Origin of the sequence: Kitasatospora sp. NPDC058046, assembly GCF_042885595.1 — a bacterium.
Classification (GTDB): Bacteria; Actinomycetota; Actinomycetes; order Streptomycetales; family Streptomycetaceae; genus Kitasatospora.
Genome location: NZ_JBHVRS010000008.1, coordinates 291,651 through 318,372, shown reverse-complemented (window position 1 = coordinate 318,372; position 26,722 = coordinate 291,651). Strand labels below are relative to the sequence as shown.

Here is a 26,722-nt window from a genome sequence, read left to right as displayed (position 1 = left end):
GACGACTTTTCGGCCGTTCGCCGCGTCGGCGGATTGCTTCGGGCCGGGGTGGGACAGAAGCTTCGGGGCGTCGGCTTCGGCGGCGTCGCGGGGACATCCGGGCAACAACCCGGTGAACCGCGGTCGACGCCGGTCGAACGGCAGCGGCAACCGGACGGGGGACGGGACATGGGTCAGGGCGGTGCCGCGACGTTCCGTGCGGGGGCGGCGCGGCGCCCGGTCGGTCCCGGAGGAGCAGCCCTAGCCGCGGCCCACGTACGGCATGGCGCTGGGCATGACCAGGACGGACTGGATGTTCACCCCGAGCGGCAGCCCGGCCATGGTCCGCACCATGTCGACCACGTGCCGCACGTCCATGGTCGGTTCGACCCGACGTGAGCCGTCGGCCTGGAGGACGGCCGGCTGGGGGTGGTCGGGCGGGGTCACGTTCCCGATGTCGATCTGGCCGCAGGAGATGTCGTGGCGGCGGCCGTCCAGGGACAGCGAGCGGGTCAGCCCGGCCACCGCGTGCTTGGCGGCGGTGAAGGCGGCGGAGTCCGGGCGGGGCGTCTGTGCGGAAGGCGCGCCGTTGTTGATGATCCGTCCGCCGCGCGGGGTCTGACGCTTCATGATCCGGAAGGCCGCGCGCGAGCAGAGGAAGGTGCCGGTGGCGATGGAGTCCATCACGCGGTGCCAGTCCTCGACGGCCACGTCCTCGGTCGGGGTGTACGGCATGACGTCGGCGGCGTTGTTGAACAGGAGGTCCAGCCGTCCGAACCGTTCCTCGACGAACTCGAACAGGCCGTCCACGGCCACCGGGTCGGTGATGTCGGCGGGGAAGGGGACGGCGCGGTCCCGGTCGGCGGGGGCGGCGAGCCCGGCCGTCTCCGCGAGCGGCTCCTTGCGGCGGCCGACCAGGACCACCGTCCAGCCGTCCGCCAGCAGGCCCAGCGCGCTCGCCCGCCCGATGCCGCGCCCCGCCCCGGTGACGACCGCCGTCCGCTCCGCCATGCCCCACGTCCCCTCTGCTCTGCCCTGCTCTGCTCGCGATGCCGTCCGGCAGGAACCCGTCCCGACGAAGGGCACCCCGAGCGTGCCCGGACAACCCTCGACCAAACAGGAGTCGCACATGAATGGCCGTAACCCGGCGGCGCAGTCGAACGGCCGCAGCCCGGCGCACGTGGATGTCCCCGACCCGGTACCGGGCCGGACCGACGGCAGCCGGCAGTGGTTCGAGCGGGCCAAGGAGTCACTGGCGGGCGGCGTCAGCTCCTCCGCCCGGCTGACCTCGACCGGCCCCGACCCCTACCCGCTCTACCTGGTGGGCGGTTCGGGCGCGCGGGTCCGGGACGTCGACGGCAACACGTACGTGGACTACCTCGCCGGCTACGGGAGCGCGGTGCTGGGCCACGCCGACCGGCAGCTCGCCGAGGCGCTCGGCGCCGTCCTGGGCGCCGGCACGATGTTCGGCACCTGCAACACGGTGGAGGTCGAACTCGCCGAGCTGATCCGGGAGATGGTGCCCTGCGCGGAACTGGTCCGGTTCGCCAACTCGGGCAGCGAGGCGGTGCAGGGGGCGGTGCGGGCCGCCCGCGGGTACACCGGGCGGTCCAAGGTGCTCAAGTTCGAGGGTCACTACCACGGTTGGTCGGACACCCTGGCCGTCTCCAACCGGCCAGACCCCGTCGAGGCCGGGCCGTACGGCGCGCCGCGCTCCGTGCCCCACTCGGCTGGCATCCCGGCCGGTGTCGTCGGCGACGTCGTGGTCTGCCCGTGGAACGACCCGGGGGCGCTGCGCGCGGTCCTGGACGCCCACCGGGGCGAACTCGCCGCCGTCGTCTGCGAACCGATCGTCGCCAACAACGCCTGCACCATGCCCGCGCCGGGATACCTGGCGCTGCTGCGGGAGGAGTGCACGGCACGCGGCATCGTGCTGGTCTTCGACGAGGTCTGCACCGGCTTCCGCACCGGCCCCGGCGGCGCCCAGGCGCTGTTCGGGGTCGTGCCGGACCTCGCCGTCTACGCCAAGGCGCTCGGCGGGGGCCTGCCGATCGCGGCCTTCGCGGGGCGGCGCGAAGTGATGGAGCCGGTGGCCGAGGGACGGGTGAAGCACGGCGGCACGTACAACGCCTCGCCGCTGTCCGCGACGGCCTCCCTGGTGACGCTGCGCAGGCTGAACCGGCCGGACACCGTGAAGCACATCGAGGAGAGCGGCCGACGGATCATGGAGGCCGTCCGGCGGGCCGCCCGGGACCGGGGCGTCCCCTGCGCGGTCCAGGGAGTGGGGGCGATGTTCCAGGTGGTGTTCACCGCCGACGGCGAGCCGACCCGGCACTACCGGGACCTGCTCCGCAGCGACCAGGCCCGCCACCACGCGTTCCGCCACGAGCTGCTCCGCCGGGGGATCCACGTCAACGCGTACGGGATGGCCTGCTGGTTCGTCTCGGCCGCCGTGACGGAGGACGACCTGGACGAGACCTGCGAGGCCGTGGAGGGCGCGTTCCGCACCCTGTGAGCCGGAGCTGTTGTGCGCGGGAAGTCGGCGGGTCCGACTTCCCGCGCGCGGCCGGGCGGAGGCGGGCGGGTGCACCGGTGACTGTCGGAGGCGGGTCGTACACTCGCGCGCGGCAAGGGAGTTCCGGGATACCGGAGTTGACCGGCGTGCGAGGGGGACTGTTCCATGGCGACGTTCGTGCTGATCCACGGCGCGGCTGCCGATTCCTGGTGCTGGGAGCCGCTGGCGGCCGAGCTGCGGGGGCGGGGCCACGAGGTGGTCGCGCCGGACCTGCCGTGCGAGGACGACACGGCCGGGCTGGCCGAGTACGCGGACGCGGCGGTGTCGGCGGTGGTGGCGGCGGCGGCTTCTGAACGGCCGGCCGGCGACCGGACGGGCCCGCGCGTGGTCGTCGCGCACTCCTTCGGCGGCTTCACCGGCCCGCTGGTGTGCGCCCGGCTGCCGGTGGACCTGCTGGTCATGCTCCAGGCCCAGGTGCCGGCGCCAGGGGAGACGCCGGGCGCGTGGTGGGAGAACACCGGCTACCCGGAGGCCCGCCGCGAATCCGACCGCGCCAGGGGCGTGGCAGAGGGCGCGGAGGAGGACGAGCGCGCCCTCTTCCTGCACGACACCCCGCCCGCCCTGGCCGAGGAACTCCTCACCGAGCACGGGCGACGCCAGTCGGCCACGCCGTTCGGGACACCGTGGCCCCTGGAGGCCTGGCCGCAGGTGCCGACCAGGTTCCTGCTGGCCACCGGCGACCGCTTCTTCCCGCCCGCCTTCCTGCGCCGACTCGTCCAGGACCGGCTCGGCCTCCGGCCGGACGAGATGCCGGGCGACCACCTCCCGATGCTCGGCCACCCGGAAGAACTGGCCGAGCGGCTGGAGGCCTACCTGGCGGCGCTGTAGCGGGCCCGCACCGCGCGGAAGGTCGGCGGCGCGTGAACGCCGTCAGTCGGGGGCGTTCGGTCAGTCGGGGTTCTGTACGACCTTGATGGACTGCAGCTGGGCCGGCGTCAGTTGGGCCTCGGTGAGGCCGCGCTTGGTGAAGCGCGCGCGGGAGAGGTCGGCGCCGGCGAAGGAACAGCCGCTCAGCACCGCGCCGGTGAGGTCCGCGCTGGCGAGCTTGGCGTGGTCGAAGTGGCAGTTCGTCAGGACGGCCCACTTGAAGCTGGTCTCGCTCAGGTCGGCGTGGCGGAAGTCGGCGCCCGAGGCCTTGCATCCCCGCAGCCTGGCCTGGGGGGCCGAGGCGCCCACCAGCTCCGTTCCCGTGAGGACGGCGCCGGACAGGTTCGCGTCCGGGATCCTGGTGTCCACCATGGTCGTGCCGGAGAGATCGCACCGGGTGAGGTCGGCCGAGGTGAGATCGGCGGAGTCCAGGTCGACACCGGTGAGGGTCGCCTCCACGAGTCGGGCGTCTCCCAGCTGCGCGTACTCCAGGGAACTGCCCGACAACAGGCTCGAACTCAGGTTGGCCCGCCACAACCGGGCCCCGTCCCAGACCAGGTTCCGGAGATCGAGCCGCGAAAGGTTGAAGTGGCCGCCGGAATACCGCTCGGGCAGACGGCCCAGGATCAGCACCGCCACCTGGACGTCCTCGGCCGGATCCGGCTCCGGGCTGGTGGAACCCCCGAGTGGGCGGGCCTCCCGGAGGAAGTTGCCCAGCATCGACGGCCAGGACGGCTCGGTGGCCTCCTGGTCCTGCGGCGGGGTGCGCCAGGCGAGCCGTTCCAGGCGGTAGAGGGCGGCGATGCGGCGCTCCGGGTCGGTGGACCGGAGCTCCTCCCGTAGCGCCGCATCCGTCGTATCCGCCCTGGGGGGCGGCGCCGGAGCGTCCCGTTCCGCGTCGTCGGCGGCCAGCCAGAGCCGGTGGAAGCGTTCGACCTCGTCCTCCGGGTCCGGCTTCTGCCGCCCGACGGCGGTGCCGGCCAGGTACCGGACCATGGACTCCACCCGCGCCCAGGCGGGTACGGCCACGCCGTGCAGCAGTTGGCTCGCGGTGTCGTGGCTCACCGTCGTCGGCAGCTCGTCGCGCTGCTTGATGCCGAGGGAGATCTCGCGGAGGCTGGGTTTGCCCGCGCCCCGGTACAGCCCGTGCAGCGCTTCGACCAGGTCCCTGCGTGGCCCGGGCGGGAGCTTCTCACTGGTCGGAACGACGATTCCCGCCAAGGCCGCGCTACCCCTCGATGGACTGTCAGATTTCGTCCGTAACTGTCGGTCCATCATGAAGTGGCGGGGCGGTTCTGTCAGTTGAACGCGGGTTCCTGGCGGCAGGCCTCCGGTTTCATCCGGTCTCATCGACCGGGCGCGGTGCTGCCTCCGTCCGCCGCCAGGGTTGATCCAGGCCGTGAGAAGCGGCTGTCCCGAGGGATGAGGAGGAGCGCGATGTTCGAGCACGGTCGGCCCGGTGGGGTGGGACGGAGTGGCGAGGTGGCCGGACGGCGCCGTCGGTGGCGGGTCGTCCGGCGCACCGTCGCCCTGTACTTCGTCCGGGGCATGGCCACGGCGGCGGGCGGTGCCACCGTGACCGGCCTGCTCGCCTGGCTGGTCGCCCAGCGGGGCTAGGAGACAGGCCCTACCGCGCTAGCGCTGGAAGACCACTTCCGGATTGTCCGGCGAGGGTCCGTCCAGCAGCGGACCGTCGATCCCCTTCAGCGTCCGGTCGAAGAACGCCGTCACGTACTCGCGGGTGATCTCCACCCCGCGTGCCGGGGAGAGGGGCGGCGCCGGGAACCCGGCCTGCTCGTGCAGCAGGTCCAGGTCGCTGAAGCTGAAGTGGTCGGCGCCGGCGACCGTCAGCCACTTCTTGTAGCCGCCGAGGGCGTCCCAGGCCTGCCCCCACGTGGTGTCGCCGCCACCGGCCGGGTGGTTGTCGGGCGAACCCAGCATGAGGAACGGCCGGTTGATCTGGCCGGGCGTCGGGACCGGCTTGAAGGCGCCGTCCATGTTCACGCCGGCCCGTACGCGCGGGTCGGCGACCATCGCGGCGGAGGCCGCCGCTCCGCCGATGGAGTGTCCGGCCATGCCGATCTCGTGCTTGTCGATGAGGTGTGCCAGGCGCCACGCGGTGTTGCCGTGCGTCAACTGGTCGATCAGGAAGGACACGTCCAGCGCGCGGTTGGTGGGGATGGAGTCGATCCGCGACGGGTCGCCGCAGATCGCGCACGGCGTCGTCTGGCCGTCCGCCAGCGTCTCGCCGCTGTCCTCATAGGTGTCGCCGACGAGCGCGACGACGTAGCCGTGACTGGCCAGGTCGGTCGCGAGCGCGGTGAGCGTGACGCGCGGGTCCTCGTACGCGGGTGAGAGGACCACCAGCGGGTACTTGCCGGGCTGCGGCCGCGCGCCGTCGAAGGCGTGCGTGGTGACGCCGGCGATGGTCTGTGGGGTGATGCCGGAGCTCGCCGGCAGGTTCTGCCGCTGGACGATTCCGGTTGCCTCGCCGAGGGACATGTAGGGGGCCGGGGTCCCCGTCCCGGGGACGGCCGGGTAGACCATGGTGACGGCCAGTTGGCGGGGGCCGGATGACGGCACCCACGGGTCGAGGCGGCTCGTGTCGGTGAGGTGGATGACGTCCTCGCCGGCGGCGTAGGGGCCGGTCGGCGCGGGGAGCGCGCCCTGGAAGGTCCGCGCGGGTGCGGCGGCCGCGGCCGGTGCGGTGTCGAACGCGTGCGTGGCCACCGGTGCGGCCACCGGTGCGGCCGACGGTCCGGCCGTGGCGGCGAACCCGGCGCCGGTTCCGGTGGCGAGGGCGGCGAGCGTCAGCACCGCGACTGCGCTGATACGGCGATTGCGTTTCATGGGACAGACGCTATGGTCCTGCGGCTCCGTGTCGGATCAACCCGTCGAGGTAACCGTCCTGTTGTCGTTCGTAGCCCCCACGGGGTACCGGGTCATACGCCGGGGCTACGTCGTGCGGCGCGGGGCTCCCTTGGTCGGCTCGTGGGGCTCCACCGCCGGTTCGAGCAGGGCGAGCGTCCGCTGCCGCGCGTCGAGGCCGACGCGGATGCCGACCGGCATCGGCAGGTTCGGGCCGGCGTGCCCGAAGTCGACGTTGCCCAGGACCGGGATGTCACGGTCCCCGAGGACGTCGAGGACGATCTCGCGCAGGGTCGGGGACGCGCCGGGTCCGAGGCCGTCGATCTCGCGCGGGACGCCCACGACCATGCCGGCGATCCGGTCGAGGATGCCGCTGTGCCGCATCACGTGCAGGTAGCTCCACACGTACGAGGCCAGGCCGCCCATCTCCTCCCAGAACAGCACCGCACCGTCGAACCGTTCGAGCGGCAGCGCGAAGGGCGTCGCCTGCGCCAGCACGATCCGGTTGATCAACCCGCCGATCAGCGGCCCTTCGACACGGCCGGGACGCCAGCACTCCCACGACGGGCTCGCGGGCAGTGCGCCGATCGCCTCGGTGCCGGTCAGCAACCTGGCGTAGAGCGCCTCGAGTTCAGCCTGGCGCGCCGCGGGCGCGGACCGCCAGTGTCCGCCGAAGCCGGGGACGGCCATGTCGGCGTGGAACCCGACCAGGCCCGTGCGCGCGTGGAGCACCAGGTGCAGCAGGGAGATGTCGCTGTAGCCGAGGATCGGCTTGGGGTCGGCCCTGATCGCCTCGACGTCGATCAGGTCGAGGTAGCCGAGCGCCGTCTGGCCGCCGTCACTGGCGACGATCGCGCGCACCTCGGGATCGCGCAGGAGGGCGTTGAGCACCCCGGCGATCTCCGCCGGGGTGGCCGCGCTCCACCAGTGGCGGCGGCCCGCTTCGAGGAGCGGAGCCCGGCGCACCCGGAATCCCATCCGCTCCAGCACGGCCACCGTCCGCTCGACGTTGGGCTCGTACGCGGGCGGCAGCGGACCGGACAGCGCGGCGATGACGACGAGGTCTCCGGGCGCCAGGGCACGCGGTCGAAGCAGTCGAGGCGGTGCGGAACCAGTCATGGCGTCAGTGTCGCCGTTGCCGTCGGCGGGGTCACCCGACTTTCGCCGGAAGGGTTCTGTCGTCGCACCCCCTGCGTTCGGCGGCCGCGCGTTCCTCGGCGATGGTGGGGATGGCGGCGAGGGCCTCGGCCGGGCGGCCGTTCCGGAGCAGCATGTCGGCCAGGTCGAGGGTGGCCCGGTCGTGGGTGGACGCGCGGAGGAGTGCGACGGCCTCCTCCAGTCGGCCGTCCAGCTCCAGCAGCCGTGCCAGCGAGGTGTCCCACGCGCCGGGCTGCCGTTCGTTGAGGGCGGTGGCCTCCGCGATGCCCTGCGGGCAGCGGCCGGCCTCGCCGAGCAGCCGGAGCCGCAGCTGGAGGACGTCGTCCGGGTGCCCTTCGGCGTACGGGCCGGTGAGCCCTTCCACGAGTTCGAGCGCGCGGTCGGGGCGGCCGTCGTCGACGAGCAGGTCCAGTGTCCGGTGGAGGAGGTTCCCGCAGTCGTGGTAGTCGAACGTGGGCCGGCCGGTCTCGACGGCTTCGTCGATCCTGCCCTGGCGGACGAGGAGGTCCATCAGCGCCGCGCGGTCGTTCGAGAGGTCGTGGGCCTCGATGCGTTCGCGCAGCAGGGTCTCGGCCTCGGGTGCGCGCCCCGCGTCCTCCAGTGCCTTCGCGTACGCGTCGAAGGCGGCGTAGGGCTGGTCGGCGGCGAGGGATGCCAGCTCCTCGATCAGGCCCTGCCGGGCGAGGAGTTCCGCTTGGTACTCGGGGAAGTTGACGGGGTGGTGCCGGCCGGCGGCCGCTTCGGTGCGCAGGGTCTGGACGGCCGCGTCGGTACGCCCGGCGCGTTCCAGGACGCGGGCGGTCAGGAGCAGCACCTGCCACCGCTCCAGCGAGCCCGTCGGCTCGGTCCCCGCGCGCTCCGCGGCCTGGGCGAGCACGTCGAGGACCTGGTCGTCCGCCCCCTGGCCCTCGGTCGCCTCGACCAGGCACGACAGCGGCCAGGACGCCCCGAGGTGGGGCGTGAGCACCTCGATGGCCTCGTCGATCCGCCCGGCCTTCGCCGACAACTCGGCGTAGCGCACGCACACGTGGGCGTCGTCCAGTTCGGCCGCGTCCGGGCGCACCATCGCGAGGGCCTCGTCGGCCTCGCCCTGCCGGATCATGATCTCGGCGGTGACCCACTCGGCGGCCCGCCAGCCGATGTCCGTGAACGGGTCCAGGAGTGCCAGCGCCCGCTCGAACTCCCCGGCCGCGCCCAGCTCCAGTGCCGCCGCCCTCGCGCAGTTCCAGTCCCCGCGCTCCTGCGCCGCCCGGGCGAGCAGCTCCACCTGGCCCAGGTCGAGGAGGGTCTGCGCCATGCGCGGGTGGACGCCGCCGAGGTTGTGCGCTTGCCAGGAGAGGTCGTCGATGGTCACGCGGGGAGCGTACGAACCGCCACTGACAGCGGTCCTGGGCTCGCCCCGTCCAGGGGTGGACCGGGGCCGGACCGTACGGGGAAGCCCTCGGCGCCCACCGCCCTTGCGCGAGAAGTCGGCCGGTCCGACTTCTCGCGCAAGGGGCTGGCCCGTCAGGGGGTGGGTTCGGCTTCGCGGAGTCCGCGGAACACCGCGGGGGTCGTCCAGCCGCGCAGTGCGGCGTGGATCGTCGACTTGAACGCGGCCCGTGCGGTGGGGGCGTCGAGGGCCCCGGCGAGTTCGAGGGTGACGAGCCCGTGCAGGGTCACCCAGAGCGAGAGGGCGATCGAGGGTGCCGGGCCGTCGAGGACGGACTCCGCGACGGCCCGGTCGATCGCGGCGGTGAGCGGTCGGACGGGGTCGCTGGTGCCGACCGTGTCCGACGGTTCGAAGGACTGCACCCCGCCGAACAGCACCGTGTACAGGTGGCGGTGTTCGAGCCCCCAGTGCCGGTAGGCCGTGGCGAGGGCGTAGATGTCGGCGAGGGGGTCCGCGGAGGTGGGTACGTCCGCGACGGCGCGGAACAGGCCGGCGACGGCCTGGTCGCGGACGGCCGAGATCAGTCCGTCCTTGCTGCCGAAGAGGGAGTACACCGCCGTCGTCGAGGTCCCGGCGGCCGCGGCGACGGCCCGGACCGTGACGGTCTCCTGCGGGCGGGTGGCGAGCCATTCGGTCGCGCACGCCACGAGGCGCTCTCCGACGGTCTCGTCGTTCGTCTTCGGCCTTCCCATGACGGGGAGCCTACCGCCTTTGATAACGTCGTTTTGAAACAGCGTTACGAAACAAGGAGGGCTCCACCTTGTCCACGTTCGCCCTGCCCGCGACGGTCTTACGCCGCGCCGCCCGCTCGCTGTCGGCCCTGGCCGCCGTCCTGGCGTCGGTCCTCGCCTTCCTCGCCCTGGTCGTCCTCACGGACGGCGCGGGCTCGGGGCTCGCCGCCTGGCTGCCGGTCCTCGCGGCCGGGACCGCCCTCGCACTGTGGCGGAGCCGGAGCCGGAGCCGGGACCGGAGCCGGAGCCGCACCCGGGCGGCCCGGCTCGTGCCGTTCCTGCCGGTGGTCGTCGCGGCGGCGCTGACGGCGCCGGTCTGCGTCCCGACCGTGCCCACGGCCCGGCAGTACCCGCCGGACCTGCCGTTCGTGGCCACGGAGCACTGGAGCCTGGACACCGGCAGCAGCGTCGCGGTGTACCACTACCCGCCCGCCGGGCCCGGCCCCCGGCACCCCGTCCCGCTCGTGTACCTCAACGGCGGTCCGGTGCGCGGCATTTCGCTGCTCGACCACCGGTTCCTGCGGCTTCTGGCGGGGCAGGGCTACGACGTCTACGCCTACGAGCAGCCCGGCGGCGGACGCAGCGGTCTGCTCCCCATGGACCAGTACACGGCCGACCGGTCGGTCCGCGACCTCGGCGCCTTCCTCGACCGCCTGGGTGCGGGCGCGGTCGACGTCCTCGGGTTCTCGTCGGGCGCGGTCGTGCTCACCCGGGCCCTGGCCGATCCCGGAACCGCCGCGCGCGTGCACCGGGCGGTCATCGCCGAACCCGGCCCGATGGACGGCCCCACCGCACGCACCGCCGGGCACCAGGGCCGCGAATCCGCGCGCGGCCTCGCCCCGGACCCGACCGGGCCGCGATCGACGCACGTCCCCCGCTACGCGGTGGCGTTCGGCCTGCTGCGGCTCGGACTCCTCAGCCCCGGCACCGGGTTGATCGGCCAGGCCGAGGGCGACAACGCCTTCACCGCCGCCGACCTGGGCGGCGACACGGCATCCGCCTACTGCGCGCGCGACGCGCACCGCATCCCCGTCGAGGACAGCGCGCGGAACTTCTCCTTCAGCCCCGCCGCCAGCCTCCGCGTCCAGCGGACGGTCAGGGACTCGGCGTCCATCGCACCGCAGTTGGGGCGGTCCCGGACCCCCGCGATGCTGATGATCGCCGAGTGCTCCTCGCAGGTCCGCCAATGGGCGACCGCCGTCCTCGCCGCCGACCCCGCGATCCAGCGCACCCAGTTCATGCCGGGGGTCGGGCACCACATGTGGAACGGCCTCGACGGCAACAACGACCGGGCCGCGGCCGTGATCGGCGCGTTCCTCCAGGACCAGTCGGCGCCCCTGCCGAACTCCCCGACCCGCGAGGGGATTCCGGCCTTCCTGCGCGACCACGAGTGAAGGCCCGGCAGTCGCGTACGGGGTGGACCGCCGGCGGCCGGGCCGGGGGAGACTGCTCTGCACAGGAAGTCGGCGGGGTCGACTTCTCGTGCGGGGCGGGATTGCCGGGGGGCAGCTGCGGGCGGCCGCCAGGGCGCGGCCGTCGTGCCGGGGATGTCACCCGATGCGGTGAATTGTGTGCAAACCCCGATGGCACCTAGAGTCCAAGGACTGGTGTTCGTGCGCCGGCGGCGGGTGAGGCTGCCTGTCTCTGACGTGCCGCTAGCCCGGCTCGACGACGCCAAGTCCCTTATCCGAAAGGAATATCCATGAGTGACACTCTGTACGCTGGCAATGAACTCGGTCTCGGCCAGTCCCTGACCGGCGGTGCCTACACGCTGACCCTTCAGGGGGACGGAAACCTGGTGCTCTCCGAGCCGGGCGCCGTCGTGTGGGCGACCGAGACCCAGAACCAGGGCGTCGAGCGGGCCGTGCTCCAGGAGGACGGCAACTTCGTGCTCTACAAGGGCGACGGTGCGGCGTGGTCCACCGGGACCGACGGCCAGGACGTCGACCGCCTGGTCGTGCAGGCCGACCGCAACGTGGTGCTGTACGCCCGGGACGGCGGGGCGCGGTGGGCGACGGACACCAACACCGATTTCCCCCTCGCCGCCGAGGCCCCGGTCTCGGCCCCGGCTCCGGTCGCGGAGCCGGAGCCGGTCCCGACCCCGGAGCCCGTCGCGGTGCAGACCTACACCGTCGAGCCCGGGGACTCCCTGTGGGCCGTGGCCGAGCGCTTCTACGGTGACGGCAGCCGCTACCTGGAGATCGCGCAGGCCAACGGCATCGACGACCCGGACCTGGTGAACGTCGGTCAGGTGCTGACGATTCCGTAGTCGTGCGGTCCGGGCGCCCGCGTCCGGGCACCTCGCCCTGATCACCGGATCGTCGATCCGGTGTGCCGGTGACCGGCTCGTGGGAAGTCGGCCCCGCCGACTTCCCACGCAGGGCGTTCAGGTGCGGGCTGCGCGGTCGCGGCAGTGGGCGAGGGCGTACTTGATGCGGCTGTCGGGGCCGGGGGCAGTGGTGAGGAGTTCGCCGGCGGTGACGAGCGTGGCCCAGTACAGGGCGGGGTCGCCGGTGCGGGGCATGGGATGGGCGGCGGCCAGGGAGAGGTAGGCCGTGGTGAGGTTGCCGGTGGTGAACCAGCGCTGGAGGCCGTGACGGTGGCCGGGGCGGAGGCTGCCGTGGGCGTCGATGGCGGCCAGGAAGTGTTCGACGACGGCGAGTTCGGTGTCGGTGAGCGACTTGGGGACGTCGAAGACGCCGAGGGCTTCGAGGAGTTCACCGGTGTCGTTCTCGGAGTCCGGGCGGGGGTTCGAGAGCAGGGCGTCGTAGCACTCGGCCAGGCGGCGGGTGGTCTCGGCGAGGGGGATGTCGAGGGCGAGGCAGACGGCGCGCGCGACGGGCAGGGACGGGTGGCCCAGGCGGGCGATCAGGGCGAAGGCCGCGGCCGGGGTGGCACCCCGGGAGAGGGCGTGCCGGGCCAGGGTCGTGAGGTGCATGGGGGTTCGGGCTTTCAGGCGAGGGCGGGGGCGGGCGCGGGGGCGACGAGGACCCAGACGAACTTGCCGATGCCGTCGGGACGGGAGGTGCAGCCCCAGCGCTCGGCGAGCTTGTTGACGAGGAACAGGCCGCGCCCGTGCTCGTCGCAGGCGGTGGGGTTGTGGAGGGACGGCAGGCCGCTGCCGGCGTCGTGGACCTCCAGCCGCAGGCGGGAGTTGATCAGGGCGATGCGGATCTCGATGTGGCGGTCGTCCGGCGCGTCGGAGTGCTGGACGGCGTTGGCGAACAGCTCGCCGAGGAGAAGTTCGGCGGTGTCCGCGTAGCGGTCGCCGGAGGGCAGTCCGGAGAGGTAGGCGCGGAGCAGGTAGCGCGCCAGGGGCGTGGACTCGGCGCGGGAGTCGAGGTGCGCGACGAACGCGCGGGGCCGACGGGGCGAGAGCATGGGGGAGCACCTCACGGGGGCGGAGGGGGTGTGAAGGGGGCGCGCGATGTAACGCTATGCATGCAAAAGATTGCATTCCGGCATCAATGATGAGGGTGTCGGAGTTACGGTTGCGACCAAAACGGAGTACGGAGATCCGTAGCACCTAAGGGGGAAACACGTGGCACATCGGCGCCTTGGGCTCGAGCCGACGGCGAACCCGGCGGAGATGTTCGGCGAAGCGCTCCGCTTCGCGCGTGAGCGAGCCGGCTACACCCAGGAGCAGTTGGGGAAGCTCCTGAGCTTCTCCCGCACGGTGATCACCCGGTTCGAGGGTGGGAGGAGATCGATGGACCGGGAGACCGTCGAGAGGGCTGACGAAATCCTGGCCATGGGGGGCTTGCTGGTCCGGCTGTGGGAGCGGGTGGACTGGCAGGCGGATATCGAAAGCGCGGACTGGTTCGAGAAGTTCATGGAACTGGAGGACGAAGCGCTGGCGATTCGGGTGCTTCAGTACTCTCGGATCAATGGCTTGTTGCAGTGCGAGGAGTACGTCCGCGCGATGTTCGCGACTGGAAACGCGCGCAACAATCCGAAGTTGCTAGCCGAGCGGATTGAGACCCGGCTGATGCGGCAGCACCGCTTCCTGGTCGCTGATGGGCCGACCCTCATGGTGGTGCTGGATGAGGCTGCCATTCGTACGGTCTTCGGAGGGCCGGGTGTGATGAGGCGGCAGATGGAGCATCTGCTCGCGGTGACGGAACAGTCGAACATCGTGGTCGAGGTGATGCCGTTCGGCAGTGCGATGCCAGTTGCGCCATCTGCCTCGCTGGTGCTGATGCTGATGCCGGACGGCAGGGAGTGGGTGTACTCGGAGAGCCTGTATCGCGGGCACTTCAGCGACGCCCCGTCGGTTGTCGAGCAGTCCAGGCGGGACTTCGACATGATGCGCGGCGGTGTACTCTCGCCAGGAGAAACCAGGGCCCTGATCGCCGATGCGATGGAGGAGTACCGTTTTGCAGAACGTCGATCTGAGAAAGGCTGCTTGGAGCAAGAGCAGCTACAGCACGGGCGACGCGGGCGAGTGCATCGAGGTGGCCCTTGGCTTCCTCCCCGGCGCCGTCCCGGTGCGTGACTCCAAGGACCCCGGCGGCCCCTCCCTCCTCTTCCCCGACTCCTCCTGGAACGCCTTCGTCGCGGCGGTCCGGGCCGGCGAGTTGCCGATCGAGGGCTGAGTCACCCCTCCACATCCCTCCCTCGGGGCGGGGCGCCAACTGGCGCCCCGCCCCGAGGCGTTCCCCGCCCCTGACTACTTCGCCTTCGCCCGGTAGGCGCGCTTCTTCGCGAGTGCGCCGCAGGTCTTCATCGAGCACCAGCGCCGCGCGCCCGCCCTCGACGTGTCCACGAACGGCGTTCCGCAGTCGGGGTTTCCGCAGATGCGCACGCGCGTCCGCTGCTCCTCGGACGCGCAGAGCGCGATCAGGTCCCGCGCGACCATCGACAGCACGGCCGCGATCCCGTCCCCGTCCCACCGCACGGACGCCCCGTCCGCCGAGAGCACGGGCACCGAAGTCGCTTCTGCTGCCGCCCTGTTGACCACCGCGACGTCCTCGGGCGCGGGCGGCGCCCCCTCCGCCAGCGCGACGCCCGTCCGCTGGATCGCCTCGCGCAGCCGCCTCGCTCCCTCCAGCTCTGCCTCGTCGCACCTCGGCGCCACCGTCGTGCAGCCGCTCTCCACGCTCCACCGGCTCAGGTCCTCCGGCAGCGCCAGCCGCTCGACGTGCAGCTCCTTGCCGCGATCGGCGAGCGTGCCGGCGAAGGCGAAGCACAGCCGTGCGTCGTCGAACCGGAAGTCGGTCTTGGCGCGCTGGCGCCCTTCTCGTCGGCCGTCTTCGTCACTCATGTCCACCACTCTAAGCGGTTGACACGCGGCGAAGCGGGCGCATAGCTTCAAGGTCCACCACTTGAACCGGTGGACTTTCCCCGAGGAGGTCGCGTCCATGCGCGCCGCAGTCATCGAAGAACTCCACCAGCCCCTCGTCATCCGTGACGTGCCCGACCCCGTCTGCCCGCCCGACGGCGCCATCGTGCGCGTCGGCGCCAACGGGATCTGCCGCACCGACTGGGCCCTGTGGGCCGGGGACTTCTGGACGGGAGGGCCGCAGGTCAAGCCCCCGTTCGTCCTCGGCCACGAGTTCGCCGGCACCGTCGTGGAGGTCGGCCGGGACGTTCGGGACTGGCGGGACGGCGACCGGGTCATCTTCCCGATGAACCCCGGCGAGGGCTCCTGCGAGATGTGCCGCAGCGGCAACCAGCACGTGTGCGAGCACGTGGACTCGCTCGTCCCCGGCGTCTCCTACTGGGGTGCCTTCGCCGAGTACGTCATGGTCCGCTTCGCCGACGTCAACCTCGTCCGGGTGCCGGAGACCGTCGGATTCGTCGATGTCGCGGCCCTCGCCTGCCGCTACATGACCGCCTTCCACGGCGTCGTCGACCAGGCCCGCGTGCGCGGCGGGGAGTGGGTCGCCGTGTACGGGGCCGGCGGCGGCATGGGCCTGTCCACGGTGGAGATCGCGGCCGCCACCGGCGCCAACGTCATCGCCGTCGACATCTCCGAGGAGAAGCTGGAGGCCGCCCGCGCCCTGGGCGCCGTCCACACCGTCAACGCCGCCACCGACGACCCGGCCGAGGCGGTCAGGACCCTCACCCGGGGCGGCGCCCACGTGTCCGTCGACGCCGTCGGCATCGCCGAGGCCTGCCGCAACTCCGTCCTCTCCCTGCGCACGCGCGGCCGCCACCTCCAACTCGGGCACACCACCGGTGCGGAGAAGGGCGACGTCGGGCTACCGATCGACGTGATGATGGTCAAGGAACTGGAGTTCCTGGGCGCCTTCGGCATGCAGGGCCAGCGCTTCGGCACCATGCTCAACATGATCGAGGCCGGCCGCCTCAACCCCGGCCGGATCGTCACCCGCACCGTCGGCCTCCACGAGGCGAGTGGCGTGCTGGAGTCCCTGGAGACGTACGGGCCGACCGGCGTCGTCGTCATCGACGAGTTCCGGGCCTGAGCACCGGTGGAAGGAAGCACGACCATGCCCGTTCCCCGCCTGCTGGTCGACCCGGAACTGCGCCGGGCCCTCGACGCCGTCCCGATGACCCCCAACGGCGCGTTCGACCTGACCGACATCCCCGCCACCCGCGAGACCCTCCGCGCCTTCGCCGCGGCCGTCGCCGACTCCACCCCCGACGACCCGTCGGTCACCGTGACCGAACACCGCGCGACCCGGCCCGACGGCCCGGACGTACCGATCCGCCTGCTGCGGCCCACCACCGCCGGGCCCGGCCCGCTGCCGGTCCTGCTCTGGTTCCACGGCGGCGGGCAGGTACTCGGCTTCGCCGCTCAGGACGACCCCTGGCTCAAGCGGCTCAGCACACGGCTCGGCTGCGCCGTCGCCGCCGTCGACTACCGGCTCGCCCCGGAGACCCCCGCCCCCGGCGCCGCCGAGGACGGGCACACCGCCCACCGGTGGCTCCTCCACGAGGCGCGGGCACTCGGCCTGGACGGCGCCCGGATCGGCATCGCCGGCCAGAGCGGCGGCGGGGGAGTCGCGGCGGCCACCGCCCTGCTGGTCCGCGACCACGGCGGCCCCACGCCGCTGTTCCAGGCGCTGATGTACCCCATGCTCGACGACCGGAACCGGACCGCGTCCAGCCACGAGATCACCGACCTCGGCATCTGGGACCGCGCCACCAACCTCCTCGCCTGGCGGGCGATCCTGGGCGACCGCGCCGGAACCGACCAGGTCAGCCCGTACGCCGCCCCCGCCCGCGCGGAGGACCTCGGCGGCCTGCCGCCCACCTTCGTCGCCGTCGGCGAACTCGACTCCTTCCGCGACGAGGACCTCGACTACGCCATGCGCCTGCGCGCCCACGGCGTCCCCGTCGAACTCCACCTCTACCCCGGCGCGTACCACGCCTTCGACCTGTTCGCCCCCGAGTCACAGCTCGCCGAGAGCTTCGAGCAGGCCTGGCTCGGCTACCTCACCCGCCACTTCCGTACCCCCGCGCCCCAGCACCCCCGGCCCCCGGCGTAGACCCGGTCTCCCGCCGTCTGCCCGGAGGTGGTCGGAAGTGCCCCTCCGGATGGTCTATACCCGCATCGTCAGCCTCCACGAGGCGGGCGACGTGCTGGAGTCCCTGGAGACGTACGGCCCGACCGGTGCCGTCGTCATCGACGAGTTCCAGGCCTGAGCGGCCGCGGAAGGAGACACCGCCATGGCCGCTCCCCGCCTGCGGAGCCCAGCGGCGGCGGACGGGTAGCGAAGGCATCACCCGGTGTGATCGGGCTCTATCATGGCTTTCGTAAGCCCTAGCCGATCACTTGCGGGAGGCCACTCATGAGCGCCTCGGAAGTTGAACGCCCGATCTACCCGCCCGCGCGCCCCCGAGTCACGGTCGAGGAACTGCTGGCAGCCAAGAACACGCAGCCCATACGGTCCCTCGATGAGCTCCAGGCCGACACTTTCGAGTCGGACGAAGAGCTCGACGAGTTCCTGGCGTTCGTCCGCGCCGAACGCCAGCGGAACGTGGCCTGAGGGAGCAAGGTGCAGCCTGTCATTCTTGACACCGACGTCACGTCCCTGACGCACAAGCGCAGGTTGGCGGGGGCAGGCTCTCGGCGGCCGGCCTGAAGGCCGGTCTTCCGCGTCCCGTCAACGACATGTGGATCGCGGCCTGCTGTCTCACCTACGACCTTCCGCTGGCGACGCTGAACCTGAAGGACTACGCGTACTTCCAGGAGGAGCACGGCCTCCGAATCCTGGGAGCGGAGTAGCCCCCGGCCGTCTGCCCGGAGGTGGTCGGAGGTACCCCTCCGGATGGTCTATAGTTTTCCTCATCACCCAGATGCGCGGGTGGCGGAATAGGCAGACGCGCTGGATTCAGGTTCCAGTGCCCGAAAGGGCGTGGGGGTTCAACTCCCCCCTCGCGCACAGATGAACGGCCGGTTGATCTTCGGATCAACCGGCCGTTCTTTGTTGTCCGGGCGCGCGGGGTTCAGTGCTTGTCGTAATGGCGGCAGAGCAGGACGCCGCCGAGGACGGTGAAGAAGGTGTCGAGGCCGGCCTTGACCGTCGCGATCACGAAGCCGGAGTCCGGTTCCTTGAGCATGATCCGGTTGTTCAGCAGGGCCGTCGCGGGGGAGATCGCGAGCAGGACCTGTGCCGCGCCCTCGTCGGCGTCCTCCGTCGTGCCGTCGACGATCCGGGCCACGGCCCCGCGCAGGTTCCAGAAGCAGCCCTTGAGCATCAGGAGGACGGGGATCGGGTCCCCGGCGTCCGCCAGTTTCGAGAGCCACCCCTTGAACGCGGTCCGGTAGACCACGGCCAGGACCGCGAACGCCAGGGCGAACAGGGTGGCGACGAGGGCGATGGCCCAGCCCGGCGTCGTGGTCGTTTTCAGCACGGTGGTCGCGATGTCGAAGACCACGAGGGTGAACAGCAGGTTGGCGACCTGGACGAGCGGGCCGAGGTAGGGCCAGTCGAGGCCCTGCGCGCTCTCGTAGGCGAGGAGGTCGCCCGCCGCGTAGAAGGCGAACTGCATGGTCTGCAGGATCGCCGCGACCAGCAGCCACGTCTTGTCCGTGGGGGTGAGCGTGTCCCTGGGGGCGGACCCGTGCCTCAGGGCCTTCAGCGGGGTGGACTTCTCGGGGAAGGGCTCGGCGCCCTTGCCCTTGATCAGCCGGTAGACCAGTGTCACCGGGAGCGCGCCGAGGAGGCAGACCGCGCCGTTGACGGTCAGTGGCGCGTCCGGATCGCCGGCCTGCTTGGCGATCCACTTCCAGAGCTTCCCGAGGATTCCGGCGTCGCGTTCGGCGGTCAGCGCCGTCTTCAGCTTGCCGACGGCCTTGGAGACCAGGTCGACCATCGCGTGGACCAGGACGTCCCCGAAGTCGAGGGCCGCCAGGGCCAGTTGCTCGAACGATTCGAGGAGCTTGGCGAGGGTGGAGGCCTTGAGGTCCTGGGGGTTGGCGGCGAGTTTCGTGAAGCCTTCCAGTAGGTCACTTACGCCGTTGACGAACTCCCCGCCGGCCTGCTTCAACGTGGGGGCGCAGGCGTTCCAGGCGTCGTCGTCGACGATCTCCTTGTCGCCGGCCTGCGACGCGACCGACATCCCGGCCGCCTTGTCCTGGAACCAGTTGAGGTGGGCGTTGCCCCCGCCGAGGTCGGCGAGTTTCGCGTCCCCGATGACGGGCACGTCCTGCTTGCCCTTCCCGGACCAGGTGTCGAAGCTGCCGACCGTCGTGTCCCCGAGCTTGGCGCGGGCGCCGTCGAAGGTCCTCTGGACGCTGTCCCTCTCTTTCTTGATGAAGTCGTCGGCGAGCTTGCCGACCTCGGCCACGGCGGCCTCGGCCTTGTCGAGCATGCTGAGGACGGAGCCCTCGAAGACCTTCTTGGTGCGCCAGATCGCGGGGAAGTCGAACCACGCGGCCAACCAGTCGACGACGTTGAGGAGTTTCGAGCCGATCACGTTGAAGACGCTGCCGATGAAGCCCCAGACCGCCTCGATCGCCTTCTTCGCCGAGGTCCAGAACGTCTTGAGCTCCTTCCCGATCCGGGCGATCACGGCGAGGATGCCGTTCTTCGTGTCGAAGGTGATGCTCACGGGTGTGACGACCCCGCTGTGCAGGCCCGCGTGGAGGTCCCCGAAGGCGATCGGGGAGTCCTCCCAGGAGTCGTCGGGAGCCTCCGGCGCTTTGAGCTCCTCGTACACGAGCTCCGGGGCGCCGGTGCCTTGCCGCACCGACAGCCGGAAGCTGGGCGCGTCCTGCGACATCGGACTGGCCTTGTAGCCGGCCATGGCCGTGATCGCCTTGGCTGCCGGCACGGCGACCAGCTTGGACTTCGCAGCCCAGGGCGCCAGGGAGTCGTGGGTCGGGTGCCCTGCCTGGCCGGGGACCTTCGCGCCGGCCAGGGCACCGCTGCCGAAGTCGGGCAGGGGGCCGGCGGGGTTGGTGAGGTTGAGCTTCTTGTTCTTGGTGCCGCGCAGGTAGTCCTCGGTGTCCCGCGAGGGCCGCAGGGCGATGTCGTCGATTCCCGGGACCTTGAGGATGAGGTCGGGAGCGGACAAGCCGGTCGGGGTGAAGGTCAGGGTGATCCTGCCGAACAGGTCGGTTTTCAGGGGGGTCGGCTGGTCGGTGATATCGGTGACCTGGCCGTCGAAGGCGACCTCGCCCGAGGTGTTGCCCGGGGCGCGGGCGAGGGTCACATGCTGCCCCGGCATGGGCGCACCGAGCTGGTCGAGGAGGGTGGCCTCCAGCCGGTAGCGCTTGACCTCCTTGACGCCCGCCGCGGGGTCGTGGACGTGCACCCGCCGCCACAGGCCGGTGGCGCTGTCCTGGACGTCGAGCCGGAGCTCGTTCTTCGTCTCGTCGCCGGGCTCGGTGCCCGCCTCGACGAGGAAGACGGTCGAGGTCTCCAGCGGCGAGGGCGGCGTGGCGACGGCGACCACGTCCTTCTGGAGCGGGATTCCCGGCAGTGCCGCTCCCTGGGCGGGCAGGCGGTGGATCCAGCAGACGTGGTCGGTGTCGACGACGTAGACGGCACGGCCACCGTCAGCCGTGGGATGGGAGTCCACCCGGACGGTGCCGTTGTCGTGGAGCTTCTGGCCGACCTTCAGCGCGTCGCGGTCACCGAGCACCGTCCACAGGCCGTCGGCCGAGTCGGTCACCAGGAAGGTCACACCCTCGCCCGTCGCGAAGCCGGTGACGACCTGCTTGGCCTGGAAGGGGAGCGTGTCGGTCTGGATGGAGTACCCCGTACCGAGAGTTGCCCCCGAGGCGATCACCGTGCCCGAGTCCACGCTCGCCAGCACGACCTCGGTGCCCGAAAGCGCAGCGGCCACGGGGACGCCGTTCGGGCCGGGCGTGCTTGTGGGGAGGTAGGCGTCCCCCTGATCCTTGGATCTGATCCAGAGTCCCGATGCCCCCTTCGGTACGGCGTACGTCACAGGATCCCCCTGTGTCGTGTACGTCGTGTCGACAGTTTCGTAGTTCCGCTGAGGCAGACCGGTGGTGTCGAGCGGAACGGGTTCCGCCCACTGGGTGCCGTCCTGGGACAGCTCCACGGTGAAGACCTGGCTGACGAGGTCTTGAGGGTTGGTGGACCCGAAGAGGAATTCCGCGACCACCCTCCGAGAGCCGTTTCCGGGCGTCACGGTCACCGTGAGGTCCCTGAACACCCAGCCGGGCTGCTCGGCCTGCTCCTGGAGCCAGTCCTCGAACGGGCTGGTGACGCGCCAGCCGGTGGGGGTGCCCAGGGCACGGGCCACGTGCTTGATGTCGGGGACCGGGCCCGATCGAGGGGAGAACACCAGGGCCTGGTGCCCGTCCGAGTCCGAACCCGCCTTCTCTCCGGGGTTGTGGAACGCGAGGACCGGCTTGCGGCGGGCGGTGTCCACAATCACCGGCCCGCCCAGGACCACGTCCTGGCTGAGGACTTGGGTGACCTCCACCCGGTCTGCTGTGCGGCTGCGCAGCCGCCGGTCGGTCTCGCTCGGCGCCATCATGAGCGGCTCCATTTCGGTTGGGAGGCGAACCAGCTTGGTTCGCGCACTGTGTACCCGGGCCGCGAGCGCGCCCGTGCGGCGAACGGTGACGTTCCCACCAACAGCCCTTTCCGGAGGGAAGACGGGCAGAGACCGTCCCCGCAGGGCAGACCGGCGGGCCGGGGGCAAGGGTTTCGACCAGGGGCGAATTCCTGGCTCCGGCGCGCCGATCGGAGCATCGTCGTCTCCAGCGAAGCCACGCCGGCCCCGCGACGGACGACGTCCGCGAGGGGCCGGCGCCAGCCGGAACTCAAGGAGAGGCACTGATCATGCGCATCAACACCTGGACCCGCCGCGCCGCCGCCCTGGCCGTGGGCGCGACCGCCGTCGTCGCCCTGACCGCCGGTTCCGCCAGCGCCGCGAGCACCCTCGCGAAGGGCAGCTCCGGCTCGGCCGTCGGCTGCCTCCAGCAGGGCCTCGACTACGTGGACAGCGCCGGTCTCCAGGTCGACAACGACTTCGGCGGCCTCACCTACAACGCCGTCGTGCACTACCAGAGCGGCCACAGCCTGAGCCCGGACGGCGTCGTCGGCCCGGCCACCGGCGGCTCCATCAAGAACGCGGTCAGCCGGGCCTACAACGCCTCGAACCACGGCGGCGACCACTCCCCGGAGCTCGGCGCCTGGCTGGTCAACTGCAGCGGCCAGCTCCCGGGCTGACGCGGGCCGCGGCGGGCCGGGTGCACCCGGCCCGGTGAGTGACTGACGAGGGGCTCGGCGGCCAGGCCGCCGAGCCCTTCCCCATGGTCGGATGACGGATTCGCCACCACGCCGCCCGGTGTGTGTACTTACGACTTTCCCCGGCGCCGTTTACCCCTCCCCTCCGGGGTGGGATCCCCCTCCCGAACGGCGATACCGCCGATCACCGGTGCATCGGAAGGGAGTTGGCGTTGGAGTGGTCCGTGCCGAGACGGGCGGCCGTCTCGCTGACCGCCGCCGCCATCGCGAGCGCGGCCGTGATCCCGGCGGCGGGCGCGCCGTCCGTGCCCCGGCAGCTCGCCCGGCCCCGGGGCCGTACGGTGTGCGCGTTCACCGAACTCGACTTCCACGGCCTGCTGGTGCACATCCGGCAGCCGCGGCTGCTGATCGAGCCGCCCGTCGAGAGCGTGGTCAACACCAGCCACGTCGCCTGGTGCTTCTACGAGTCGCCCGCGTACGGCGGCCTCGCCGTCACCCTCGAACCGGGCCGTGGGGCCGCCAGCTTCCCGTACCCGGTGCAGTCCGCGCGGCCGGTGGGGGAGGGCGGCCTCGGCGGATGACGCGGCCATGCGGGTCAGGTGCAGAGCTTGTCCTCCGGGCCGGCCTCGCTGACGATCACGTTCCTGTTCAGGTCCACGTCGTAGGTCCAGTACGCGGTCCACAGGCCGATGCCGCTCTGGAGCTCGGAGTCGAAGGAGTGCCGGACGGCCGTGCCGTCCTCGGAGGTGACGTAGCGGAAGGCGACGCGGTTCACGGTGGAGTCCGGGTCGGGCCTGCCGCGGGTGAGGGTGACGAAGTCGGTCCAGTCGTAGGTGGCGCCGTCCCAGCCGAAGTGGATCCGGCCGTTCTCGCACCTCAGCGGGCGCACCTCGGGGCCGCTGCGGACATGGGCCGTCCGGTCCGAGGGGGCCGCCGACGCGGTGCTCGCGCAGGTTCCCGCAAGCGCGCACACGCCGGCTGCCACGACCCAGGGGTTCCTCATTGCCTCGCCTTCCTTCCTGTGGTGGTCGAATGCCGTGGCCGGCCGGTCCTCCCGGCCCGCCACGGGTGACGGCCGGTCGACCCGACGGTCGACCGGCCGGTGCCGAGAGGGCTCAGCTGCAGAACTTGCTGGTCGGGCCTTCCTCGCTGACGATCACGTACGTCTCCGAGTCCGCGTCGCGGGTCCAGTACGCGGCCCACAGGCCGGTGCCGCTCTGGTACTCGGAGTCGAACGAGTGCCGGACGGCGCCGGCGGAGGAGACGAAGGCGTAGGCGAGGCGGTTCCTGCTCGTGTCGGCCGGGTCGGGCTTCGTGGTGTAGAGGCCGACGAAGTCGGACGAGGTGCGGGGGGCGCCGTCCCAGCCGTAGAAGATGTGGCCGTTCTCGCAGGTCAGCGGGCGCAGTTCGGGGTCGCCGGGGACGACGCCCCGGTCGCCCGAGGGGGCGGGCGGGACGTGGGCCGCGACGGGCCTCGGGCCGGTGTCCGCGGGCGCCGGGGCTGCCGACGCCGTGCCCGCGAAAGCACCGGCCAGTACACAGACGGAAGCCGCCGCGACCCGGAGGTTCTTCATGTCCTCGCTTCTCCCTTGTTCGCGGGACCGCCCTCCGATCCCGGTCTGCCTGCGTACCAATCGGAGGCCCCGGGGCAGACCGTGTGACCGGGATTTGGTTCGAATGGCGGCCGTCCCGTACCGGCCGTTCCGGCTACCGGCCCTCCACGCGGCGGGCGTGGCGGAGGACCTCAAAGACCGCCGCGCCCGCGACGGCCGCGAGCGCGAGCAGTGCGGCCACGGTCGCCGCGTCGGGGGCGGTGACCGGCTGGCCGCGCAGCGCCTGCCAGAGCAGGACGAGCACCAGGCCCAGGTAGGCGGACCCGGCGATCCCCATCAGTGCGACCCGGTGGCGCTCGGGCAACCCGCGCGGCCGGGTGGCGAGGAGGAAGCCGAGCAGCGGCAGCACCTGGAGCGCGTGGAGGCCGAGGAAGTGGGGGATCCGCAGGTCGCCCCCGAGGGTGCTCCAGTCGGTGACGGGCATTCCCGGGCCGCCGTCGGCGAGCCCGACGGTGTGCGCGCCGACGACGGGCAGGCCGTGGCCCTGCCTGGCGGCCGCGCGCTGCGGGGAGGTGGGCAGCGTCATCAGGAACGCGACGGCCATGCCGAGGGCGCTCACGGCCATGCCCAGCCGCAGCCCCCACGCGAACACCGGCGGCCGCACCCGCTGGCGCAGCAGCAGCACGACGACCACCAGGGCCATCGCCCAGGTGGCGACGATGAAGGCGGCCATCGTCATCCACACCGCCGTCGCCGCCGGGGTGGCGAAGTTGAAGTGGCTGGTCGTGCCGGCCGCCGCCGCGGCGGCGATCAGGGCCATCTCGACGACCAGCGACACGGCCGTCACCCGGGAGACGACCCGGACGAGGCGGTCGTGGCCGCGGACGAAGGTGAGCAGCCAGAGCAGGGTGAGGGTGTAGAGGCCGATCGAGACCGCGAAGCGGGCCGGTTTCGCCCAGGCGGGCTGCCCGGTGATCGACCGGGGATCGGCGAGCAGGCCGACCAGGGCGACGGCCAGCATCAGGGCCATCAGGGCGGCCGTCCCGGCCAGCGGCCGGTTCGCCGCCCATGCCCGCCGCGCCAGTTCCGAGGGCCTGGGGGCCCGGGTCATGGGGTTCCTTTCCGGGTGGGGCCACGGGAACGGCCGGTCGACCTCGTGGTCGACCGGCCGTTTCGTCATTCCGGGATCCGGTTCAGCGGGGGCCCTGTCCCGGGGCCCCGTACGTCCGGTGGTGCGGGGTCCGTCAGCCGTTCACCAGGGTGGCGCCCGAGCCGGTGAACCCACCGGTGACGCCCTCGTCGTCGGACCAGATCCCGAAGTCGGCGTGCGAGACGCCCTCGGGGCTGACCGAGGACTCGGAGCCCGCGACACCGGCGCCGTCCGGGCCGGCGGTGAAGAAGCCCTGGCCCCAGGCCGCGTCGATGCCTCCGTGGGCCGAGGCCAGGCCGGCGGTGCCGATCACGAGCGGGACGGTGAGGGCGCTGACGGCCAGGACACGCTTGAGAGCACGCATGGTGGTTTCCTCCGTGGGGTTCGAGATCATGAGCGGCGGCGCCGATCGGCCCGCCGGAACCAGCCAGACACGCACCGCCAGCCCCCGCAAGCGAGGCCGCCATCCGAACAGGCCTAACGGTTCGTCAGACGCGCCGCGCCGACCTGCGGAAATGGCCGATCGGGCGATCATCCGCCGACGTCGTTCGGGCGGAGCAGCCCTGCGGGCCCGCGGCATGGGGTTCCTCTCCGGGCAGGCTCATGGGAACGGCCGGTCGACCTTCGTGGTCGACCGGCCGTTCCCTCATTCCGGGATCCGGTTCAGCGGTGTCCCCGCTCCGGGGGTCCGTACGTCCGGTGGTGCGGGGTTCGTCAGCCTTGGTTCCAGGTGGCACCCGAGCCGGTGAACGCGCCGGAGACGCCGGTGTCGTCGGACCAGATCCAGAAGTCGGTGTGCTGGAGGCCGTCGGAGTTGACGGTGGAGTTCGTATCCGCGACGCCGGCGCCGTTCTGGTTGACGACGAACTGACCTTTGCCGAAGTTCGCGTCCAGGCCCTCCTGGGCCGAGGCGATGCCTGCGGTGCCGATCGGCCCGCCGGAACCAGCGGGACACGTGCCGCCTCCCCGCGCAAGCGGGGTCGCCAGCCGAGCGGTGCCCACGGTGCGTCAGGCGCGCCGCGCCGACCTGCGGAAACGGCCGGTCGGGCGGTCGATCGCCGAGGTCGTCCGGGCGGAGCAGGCGGTGCGTCAGGAGACAGCTGCGGCGGCCGGCCGATCCGAGGACCGACCGGCCGCCGGGCGCACGGGGCCGTGGATTGCGGTTGGCCTCGTTGGCGGACGAGCCCGACCCCGTCCTGGTCACCCGGGTCGGCACCGGGGCCCTCTACCTCGACCGCCTCGGCGCGGTGTCCTCCCGGCACGCCATGCTGCTGGAGGCGTCGGCCGCCCTCTGCGCCGAGGACGACCGGGACGCCCTGCGCCGCTTCGCCCTCGCGCTGGACACCCCCGGAGCCGACCGGTGGCGCTTCGACCATGCCCGGGTCCGGCTCGCCCACGGCGAACGGCTCCGCCGGGCCCGGGCGACGGTCCGGGCCCGGGCCCAACTCGCCGCCGCCCTGGAGGTGTTCGAGGAGCCGGACGCCCGGCCGTGGGCCGAGCGGGCGCGGAACGAACTGCGGGCGACGGGCGCGAGCAGGCCGGGGGCCGACGCCTCGAACACCCACGGCCTGAGCGTCCAGAAGCTGGAGATCGCCCGCCTCGCCGCCTCCGGACTCACCAACAAGCAGATCGCCGAACGGCTGTTCCTCTCGCACCGGACCGTCGGCGCGCACCGGTACCAGATCTACGAGCGGCTCGGCATCACCTCCCGCACCATGCTGCGCGACGCCCTCGGGCCCGCGCCGGAGCGGGGCTGAGAACGGCCGGT

Annotated in this window: 28 protein-coding genes and 1 tRNA gene; 14 read left to right on the top strand and 15 right to left on the bottom strand. The window is 72.2% G+C overall.

Features of this window, described 5'->3' with window-relative positions:
* Positions 1-240: 240 nt before the first annotated feature.
* The gene (locus ACFVU7_RS19325; RefSeq protein ID WP_074005568.1) at positions 241-990 is read right to left on the bottom strand and encodes an SDR family oxidoreductase; all 750 of its coding nucleotides are present in this window, start codon (positions 988-990) and stop codon (positions 241-243) included.
* Between the two features lie 118 nt (positions 991-1,108).
* On the opposite strand from ACFVU7_RS19325, the gene ACFVU7_RS19320 reads away from it, so the two are divergent.
* Positions 1,109-2,494, top strand: coding sequence for an aspartate aminotransferase family protein (locus ACFVU7_RS19320; protein ID WP_388046101.1), 1,386 nt, complete (start codon positions 1,109-1,111; stop codon positions 2,492-2,494).
* Positions 2,495-2,659: 165 nt separating this feature from the next.
* Positions 2,660-3,382 (top strand): alpha/beta fold hydrolase, encoded by a 723-nt coding sequence (locus ACFVU7_RS19315; protein WP_388046100.1) that lies wholly within the window; start codon positions 2,660-2,662, stop codon positions 3,380-3,382.
* Positions 3,383-3,442: 60 nt separating this feature from the next.
* On the opposite strand, the gene ACFVU7_RS19310 is transcribed toward ACFVU7_RS19315, so the two are convergent.
* A complete protein-coding gene (locus ACFVU7_RS19310) occupies positions 3,443-4,642 on the bottom strand; it encodes a pentapeptide repeat-containing protein (protein WP_388046099.1) in 1,200 nt (399 codons plus the stop codon).
* Between the two features lie 216 nt (positions 4,643-4,858).
* Here ACFVU7_RS19310 and ACFVU7_RS19305 point away from each other — a divergent pair, with 216 nt between their 5' ends.
* Positions 4,859-5,038, top strand: a complete 180-nt coding sequence (locus ACFVU7_RS19305) for a hypothetical protein (RefSeq protein ID WP_143204706.1) — start codon at positions 4,859-4,861, stop codon at positions 5,036-5,038.
* A gap of 18 nt (positions 5,039-5,056) precedes the next feature.
* Here the strand turns inward: ACFVU7_RS19305 and ACFVU7_RS19300 are convergent, their stop codons facing one another.
* From ACFVU7_RS19300 to ACFVU7_RS19285, 4 genes are all read right to left on the bottom strand, one after another.
* A complete protein-coding gene (locus ACFVU7_RS19300) occupies positions 5,057-6,271 on the bottom strand; it encodes an alpha/beta hydrolase family protein (RefSeq protein WP_388046097.1) in 1,215 nt (404 codons plus the stop codon).
* A 105-nt stretch (positions 6,272-6,376) separates the two neighbouring features.
* Positions 6,377-7,408, bottom strand: coding sequence for an LD-carboxypeptidase (locus ACFVU7_RS19295; protein ID WP_388046095.1), 1,032 nt, complete (start codon positions 7,406-7,408; stop codon positions 6,377-6,379).
* Between the two features lie 31 nt (positions 7,409-7,439).
* Positions 7,440-8,801, bottom strand: coding sequence for a tetratricopeptide repeat protein (locus ACFVU7_RS19290; protein ID WP_388046093.1), 1,362 nt, complete (start codon positions 8,799-8,801; stop codon positions 7,440-7,442).
* Positions 8,802-8,953: 152 nt separating this feature from the next.
* The gene (locus ACFVU7_RS19285) at positions 8,954-9,571 is read right to left on the bottom strand and encodes a TetR-like C-terminal domain-containing protein (protein WP_388046092.1); all 618 of its coding nucleotides are present in this window, start codon (positions 9,569-9,571) and stop codon (positions 8,954-8,956) included.
* Between the two features lie 68 nt (positions 9,572-9,639).
* Here ACFVU7_RS19285 and ACFVU7_RS19280 point away from each other — a divergent pair, with 68 nt between their 5' ends.
* On the top strand, positions 9,640-11,004 hold the full coding sequence (locus ACFVU7_RS19280; RefSeq protein ID WP_388046090.1) for an alpha/beta fold hydrolase: 1,365 nt from the start codon (positions 9,640-9,642) through the stop codon (positions 11,002-11,004).
* Positions 11,005-11,312: 308 nt separating this feature from the next.
* The gene (locus ACFVU7_RS19275; RefSeq protein ID WP_049649385.1) at positions 11,313-11,879 is read left to right on the top strand and encodes a LysM peptidoglycan-binding domain-containing protein; all 567 of its coding nucleotides are present in this window, start codon (positions 11,313-11,315) and stop codon (positions 11,877-11,879) included.
* A 117-nt stretch (positions 11,880-11,996) separates the two neighbouring features.
* Here ACFVU7_RS19275 and ACFVU7_RS19270 read toward each other — a convergent pair whose 3' ends face one another.
* Positions 11,997-12,548 carry a hypothetical protein gene (locus tag ACFVU7_RS19270; RefSeq protein ID WP_388046088.1) on the bottom strand — a complete coding sequence of 184 codons (552 nt, stop codon included), beginning with the start codon at positions 12,546-12,548 and terminating at the stop codon, positions 11,997-11,999.
* 14 nt (positions 12,549-12,562) lie between these two features.
* Entirely contained in the window at positions 12,563-12,991 is a 429-nt protein-coding gene (locus ACFVU7_RS19265) for an ATP-binding protein (RefSeq protein ID WP_388046086.1), read from the bottom strand.
* Positions 12,992-13,151: 160 nt separating this feature from the next.
* Between ACFVU7_RS19265 and ACFVU7_RS19260 the strand changes: the two genes are divergently transcribed.
* Both ACFVU7_RS19260 and ACFVU7_RS19255 read left to right on the top strand, forming a co-directional pair.
* Positions 13,152-14,105, top strand: a complete 954-nt coding sequence (locus ACFVU7_RS19260; RefSeq protein ID WP_380739186.1) for a helix-turn-helix domain-containing protein — start codon at positions 13,152-13,154, stop codon at positions 14,103-14,105.
* The gene (locus tag ACFVU7_RS19255) at positions 14,065-14,205 is read left to right on the top strand and encodes a DUF397 domain-containing protein (RefSeq protein ID WP_369808254.1); all 141 of its coding nucleotides are present in this window, start codon (positions 14,065-14,067) and stop codon (positions 14,203-14,205) included. Before ACFVU7_RS19260 ends, ACFVU7_RS19255 begins: the two co-directional genes overlap by 41 nt.
* A gap of 74 nt (positions 14,206-14,279) precedes the next feature.
* Here ACFVU7_RS19255 and ACFVU7_RS19250 read toward each other — a convergent pair whose 3' ends face one another.
* On the bottom strand, positions 14,280-14,873 hold the full coding sequence (locus ACFVU7_RS19250; RefSeq protein ID WP_388046084.1) for a CGNR zinc finger domain-containing protein: 594 nt from the start codon (positions 14,871-14,873) through the stop codon (positions 14,280-14,282).
* A 97-nt stretch (positions 14,874-14,970) separates the two neighbouring features.
* Here ACFVU7_RS19250 and ACFVU7_RS19245 point away from each other — a divergent pair, with 97 nt between their 5' ends.
* The 4 genes from ACFVU7_RS19245 to ACFVU7_RS19230 all read left to right on the top strand — a co-directional run bounded on the left by ACFVU7_RS19245 (position 14,971) and on the right by ACFVU7_RS19230 (position 17,961).
* Entirely contained in the window at positions 14,971-16,038 is a 1,068-nt protein-coding gene (locus ACFVU7_RS19245) for an alcohol dehydrogenase catalytic domain-containing protein (RefSeq protein ID WP_387826081.1), read from the top strand.
* 24 nt (positions 16,039-16,062) lie between these two features.
* On the top strand, positions 16,063-17,064 hold the full coding sequence (locus ACFVU7_RS19240; RefSeq protein WP_387826078.1) for an alpha/beta hydrolase: 1,002 nt from the start codon (positions 16,063-16,065) through the stop codon (positions 17,062-17,064).
* A 303-nt stretch (positions 17,065-17,367) separates the two neighbouring features.
* Positions 17,368-17,565 (top strand): hypothetical protein, encoded by a 198-nt coding sequence (locus tag ACFVU7_RS19235; RefSeq protein WP_049649391.1) that lies wholly within the window; start codon positions 17,368-17,370, stop codon positions 17,563-17,565.
* A gap of 312 nt (positions 17,566-17,877) precedes the next feature.
* A tRNA-Leu gene (locus tag ACFVU7_RS19230) sits at positions 17,878-17,961 on the top strand.
* A gap of 64 nt (positions 17,962-18,025) precedes the next feature.
* Here ACFVU7_RS19230 and ACFVU7_RS19225 read toward each other — a convergent pair.
* Positions 18,026-21,535 (bottom strand): hypothetical protein, encoded by a 3,510-nt coding sequence (locus ACFVU7_RS19225; RefSeq protein WP_388046083.1) that lies wholly within the window; start codon positions 21,533-21,535, stop codon positions 18,026-18,028.
* 308 nt (positions 21,536-21,843) lie between these two features.
* On the opposite strand from ACFVU7_RS19225, the gene ACFVU7_RS19220 reads away from it, so the two are divergent.
* Together ACFVU7_RS19220 and ACFVU7_RS19215 are read left to right on the top strand one after the other, a co-directional pair.
* Positions 21,844-22,233, top strand: coding sequence for a peptidoglycan-binding protein (locus tag ACFVU7_RS19220; protein ID WP_049649394.1), 390 nt, complete (start codon positions 21,844-21,846; stop codon positions 22,231-22,233).
* 242 nt (positions 22,234-22,475) lie between these two features.
* The gene (locus tag ACFVU7_RS19215; protein WP_380782804.1) at positions 22,476-22,832 is read left to right on the top strand and encodes a peptidase inhibitor family I36 protein; all 357 of its coding nucleotides are present in this window, start codon (positions 22,476-22,478) and stop codon (positions 22,830-22,832) included.
* A 14-nt stretch (positions 22,833-22,846) separates the two neighbouring features.
* On the opposite strand, the gene ACFVU7_RS19210 is transcribed toward ACFVU7_RS19215, so the two are convergent.
* The 5 genes from ACFVU7_RS19210 to ACFVU7_RS19190 form a co-directional block, all read right to left on the bottom strand.
* Positions 22,847-23,254: a hypothetical protein gene (locus ACFVU7_RS19210; RefSeq protein ID WP_380745374.1), complete on the bottom strand. Its 408-nt coding sequence runs from the start codon at positions 23,252-23,254 to the stop codon at positions 22,847-22,849.
* Positions 23,255-23,366: 112 nt separating this feature from the next.
* A complete protein-coding gene (locus ACFVU7_RS19205; RefSeq protein ID WP_380745376.1) occupies positions 23,367-23,825 on the bottom strand; it encodes a hypothetical protein in 459 nt (152 codons plus the stop codon).
* 133 nt (positions 23,826-23,958) lie between these two features.
* Entirely contained in the window at positions 23,959-24,915 is a 957-nt protein-coding gene (locus tag ACFVU7_RS19200) for a hypothetical protein (protein WP_388046080.1), read from the bottom strand.
* Between the two features lie 133 nt (positions 24,916-25,048).
* Positions 25,049-25,318, bottom strand: a complete 270-nt coding sequence (locus tag ACFVU7_RS19195) for a hypothetical protein (protein WP_388046079.1) — start codon at positions 25,316-25,318, stop codon at positions 25,049-25,051.
* Between the two features lie 350 nt (positions 25,319-25,668).
* Positions 25,669-25,956 (bottom strand): hypothetical protein, encoded by a 288-nt coding sequence (locus ACFVU7_RS19190; RefSeq protein WP_380778229.1) that lies wholly within the window; start codon positions 25,954-25,956, stop codon positions 25,669-25,671.
* Positions 25,957-26,117: 161 nt separating this feature from the next.
* On the opposite strand from ACFVU7_RS19190, the gene ACFVU7_RS19185 reads away from it, so the two are divergent.
* Complete coding sequence (locus tag ACFVU7_RS19185) at positions 26,118-26,711, top strand: LuxR C-terminal-related transcriptional regulator (RefSeq protein ID WP_380778231.1); 594 nt, start codon at positions 26,118-26,120, stop codon at positions 26,709-26,711.
* Positions 26,712-26,722: the final 11 nt, after the last annotated feature.

Bases quoted from the DNA above. Each gene is read 5' to 3' on its own strand.
- ACFVU7_RS19275 (WP_049649385.1), top strand. From the start codon at position 11,313: ATGAGTGACACTCTGTACGCTGGCAATGAACTCGGTCTCGGCCAGTCC.
- ACFVU7_RS19240 (WP_387826078.1), top strand. From the start codon at position 16,063: ATGCCCGTTCCCCGCCTGCTGGTCGACCCGGAACTGCGCCGGGCCCTC.
- ACFVU7_RS19220 (WP_049649394.1), top strand. From the start codon at position 21,844: ATGCGCATCAACACCTGGACCCGCCGCGCCGCCGCCCTGGCCGTGGGC.
- ACFVU7_RS19195 (WP_388046079.1), bottom strand. From the start codon at position 25,318: ATGCGTGCTCTCAAGCGTGTCCTGGCCGTCAGCGCCCTCACCGTCCCG.
- ACFVU7_RS19320 (WP_388046101.1), top strand. From the start codon at position 1,109: ATGAATGGCCGTAACCCGGCGGCGCAGTCGAACGGCCGCAGCCCGGCG.
- ACFVU7_RS19225 (WP_388046083.1), bottom strand. From the start codon at position 21,535: ATGATGGCGCCGAGCGAGACCGACCGGCGGCTGCGCAGCCGCACAGCA.
- ACFVU7_RS19300 (WP_388046097.1), bottom strand. From the start codon at position 6,271: ATGAAACGCAATCGCCGTATCAGCGCAGTCGCGGTGCTGACGCTCGCC.
- ACFVU7_RS19200 (WP_388046080.1), bottom strand. From the start codon at position 24,915: ATGACCCGGGCCCCCAGGCCCTCGGAACTGGCGCGGCGGGCATGGGCG.
- ACFVU7_RS19205 (WP_380745376.1), bottom strand. From the start codon at position 23,825: ATGAAGAACCTCCGGGTCGCGGCGGCTTCCGTCTGTGTACTGGCCGGT.
- ACFVU7_RS19270 (WP_388046088.1), bottom strand. From the start codon at position 12,548: ATGCACCTCACGACCCTGGCCCGGCACGCCCTCTCCCGGGGTGCCACC.
- ACFVU7_RS19315 (WP_388046100.1), top strand. From the start codon at position 2,660: ATGGCGACGTTCGTGCTGATCCACGGCGCGGCTGCCGATTCCTGGTGC.
- ACFVU7_RS19285 (WP_388046092.1), bottom strand. From the start codon at position 9,571: ATGGGAAGGCCGAAGACGAACGACGAGACCGTCGGAGAGCGCCTCGTG.
- ACFVU7_RS19210 (WP_380745374.1), bottom strand. From the start codon at position 23,254: ATGAGGAACCCCTGGGTCGTGGCAGCCGGCGTGTGCGCGCTTGCGGGA.
- ACFVU7_RS19325 (WP_074005568.1), bottom strand. From the start codon at position 990: ATGGCGGAGCGGACGGCGGTCGTCACCGGGGCGGGGCGCGGCATCGGG.
- ACFVU7_RS19245 (WP_387826081.1), top strand. From the start codon at position 14,971: ATGCGCGCCGCAGTCATCGAAGAACTCCACCAGCCCCTCGTCATCCGT.
- ACFVU7_RS19250 (WP_388046084.1), bottom strand. From the start codon at position 14,873: ATGAGTGACGAAGACGGCCGACGAGAAGGGCGCCAGCGCGCCAAGACC.
- ACFVU7_RS19305 (WP_143204706.1), top strand. From the start codon at position 4,859: ATGTTCGAGCACGGTCGGCCCGGTGGGGTGGGACGGAGTGGCGAGGTG.
- ACFVU7_RS19265 (WP_388046086.1), bottom strand. From the start codon at position 12,991: ATGCTCTCGCCCCGTCGGCCCCGCGCGTTCGTCGCGCACCTCGACTCC.
- ACFVU7_RS19295 (WP_388046095.1), bottom strand. From the start codon at position 7,408: ATGACTGGTTCCGCACCGCCTCGACTGCTTCGACCGCGTGCCCTGGCG.
- ACFVU7_RS19235 (WP_049649391.1), top strand. From the start codon at position 17,368: ATGAGCGCCTCGGAAGTTGAACGCCCGATCTACCCGCCCGCGCGCCCC.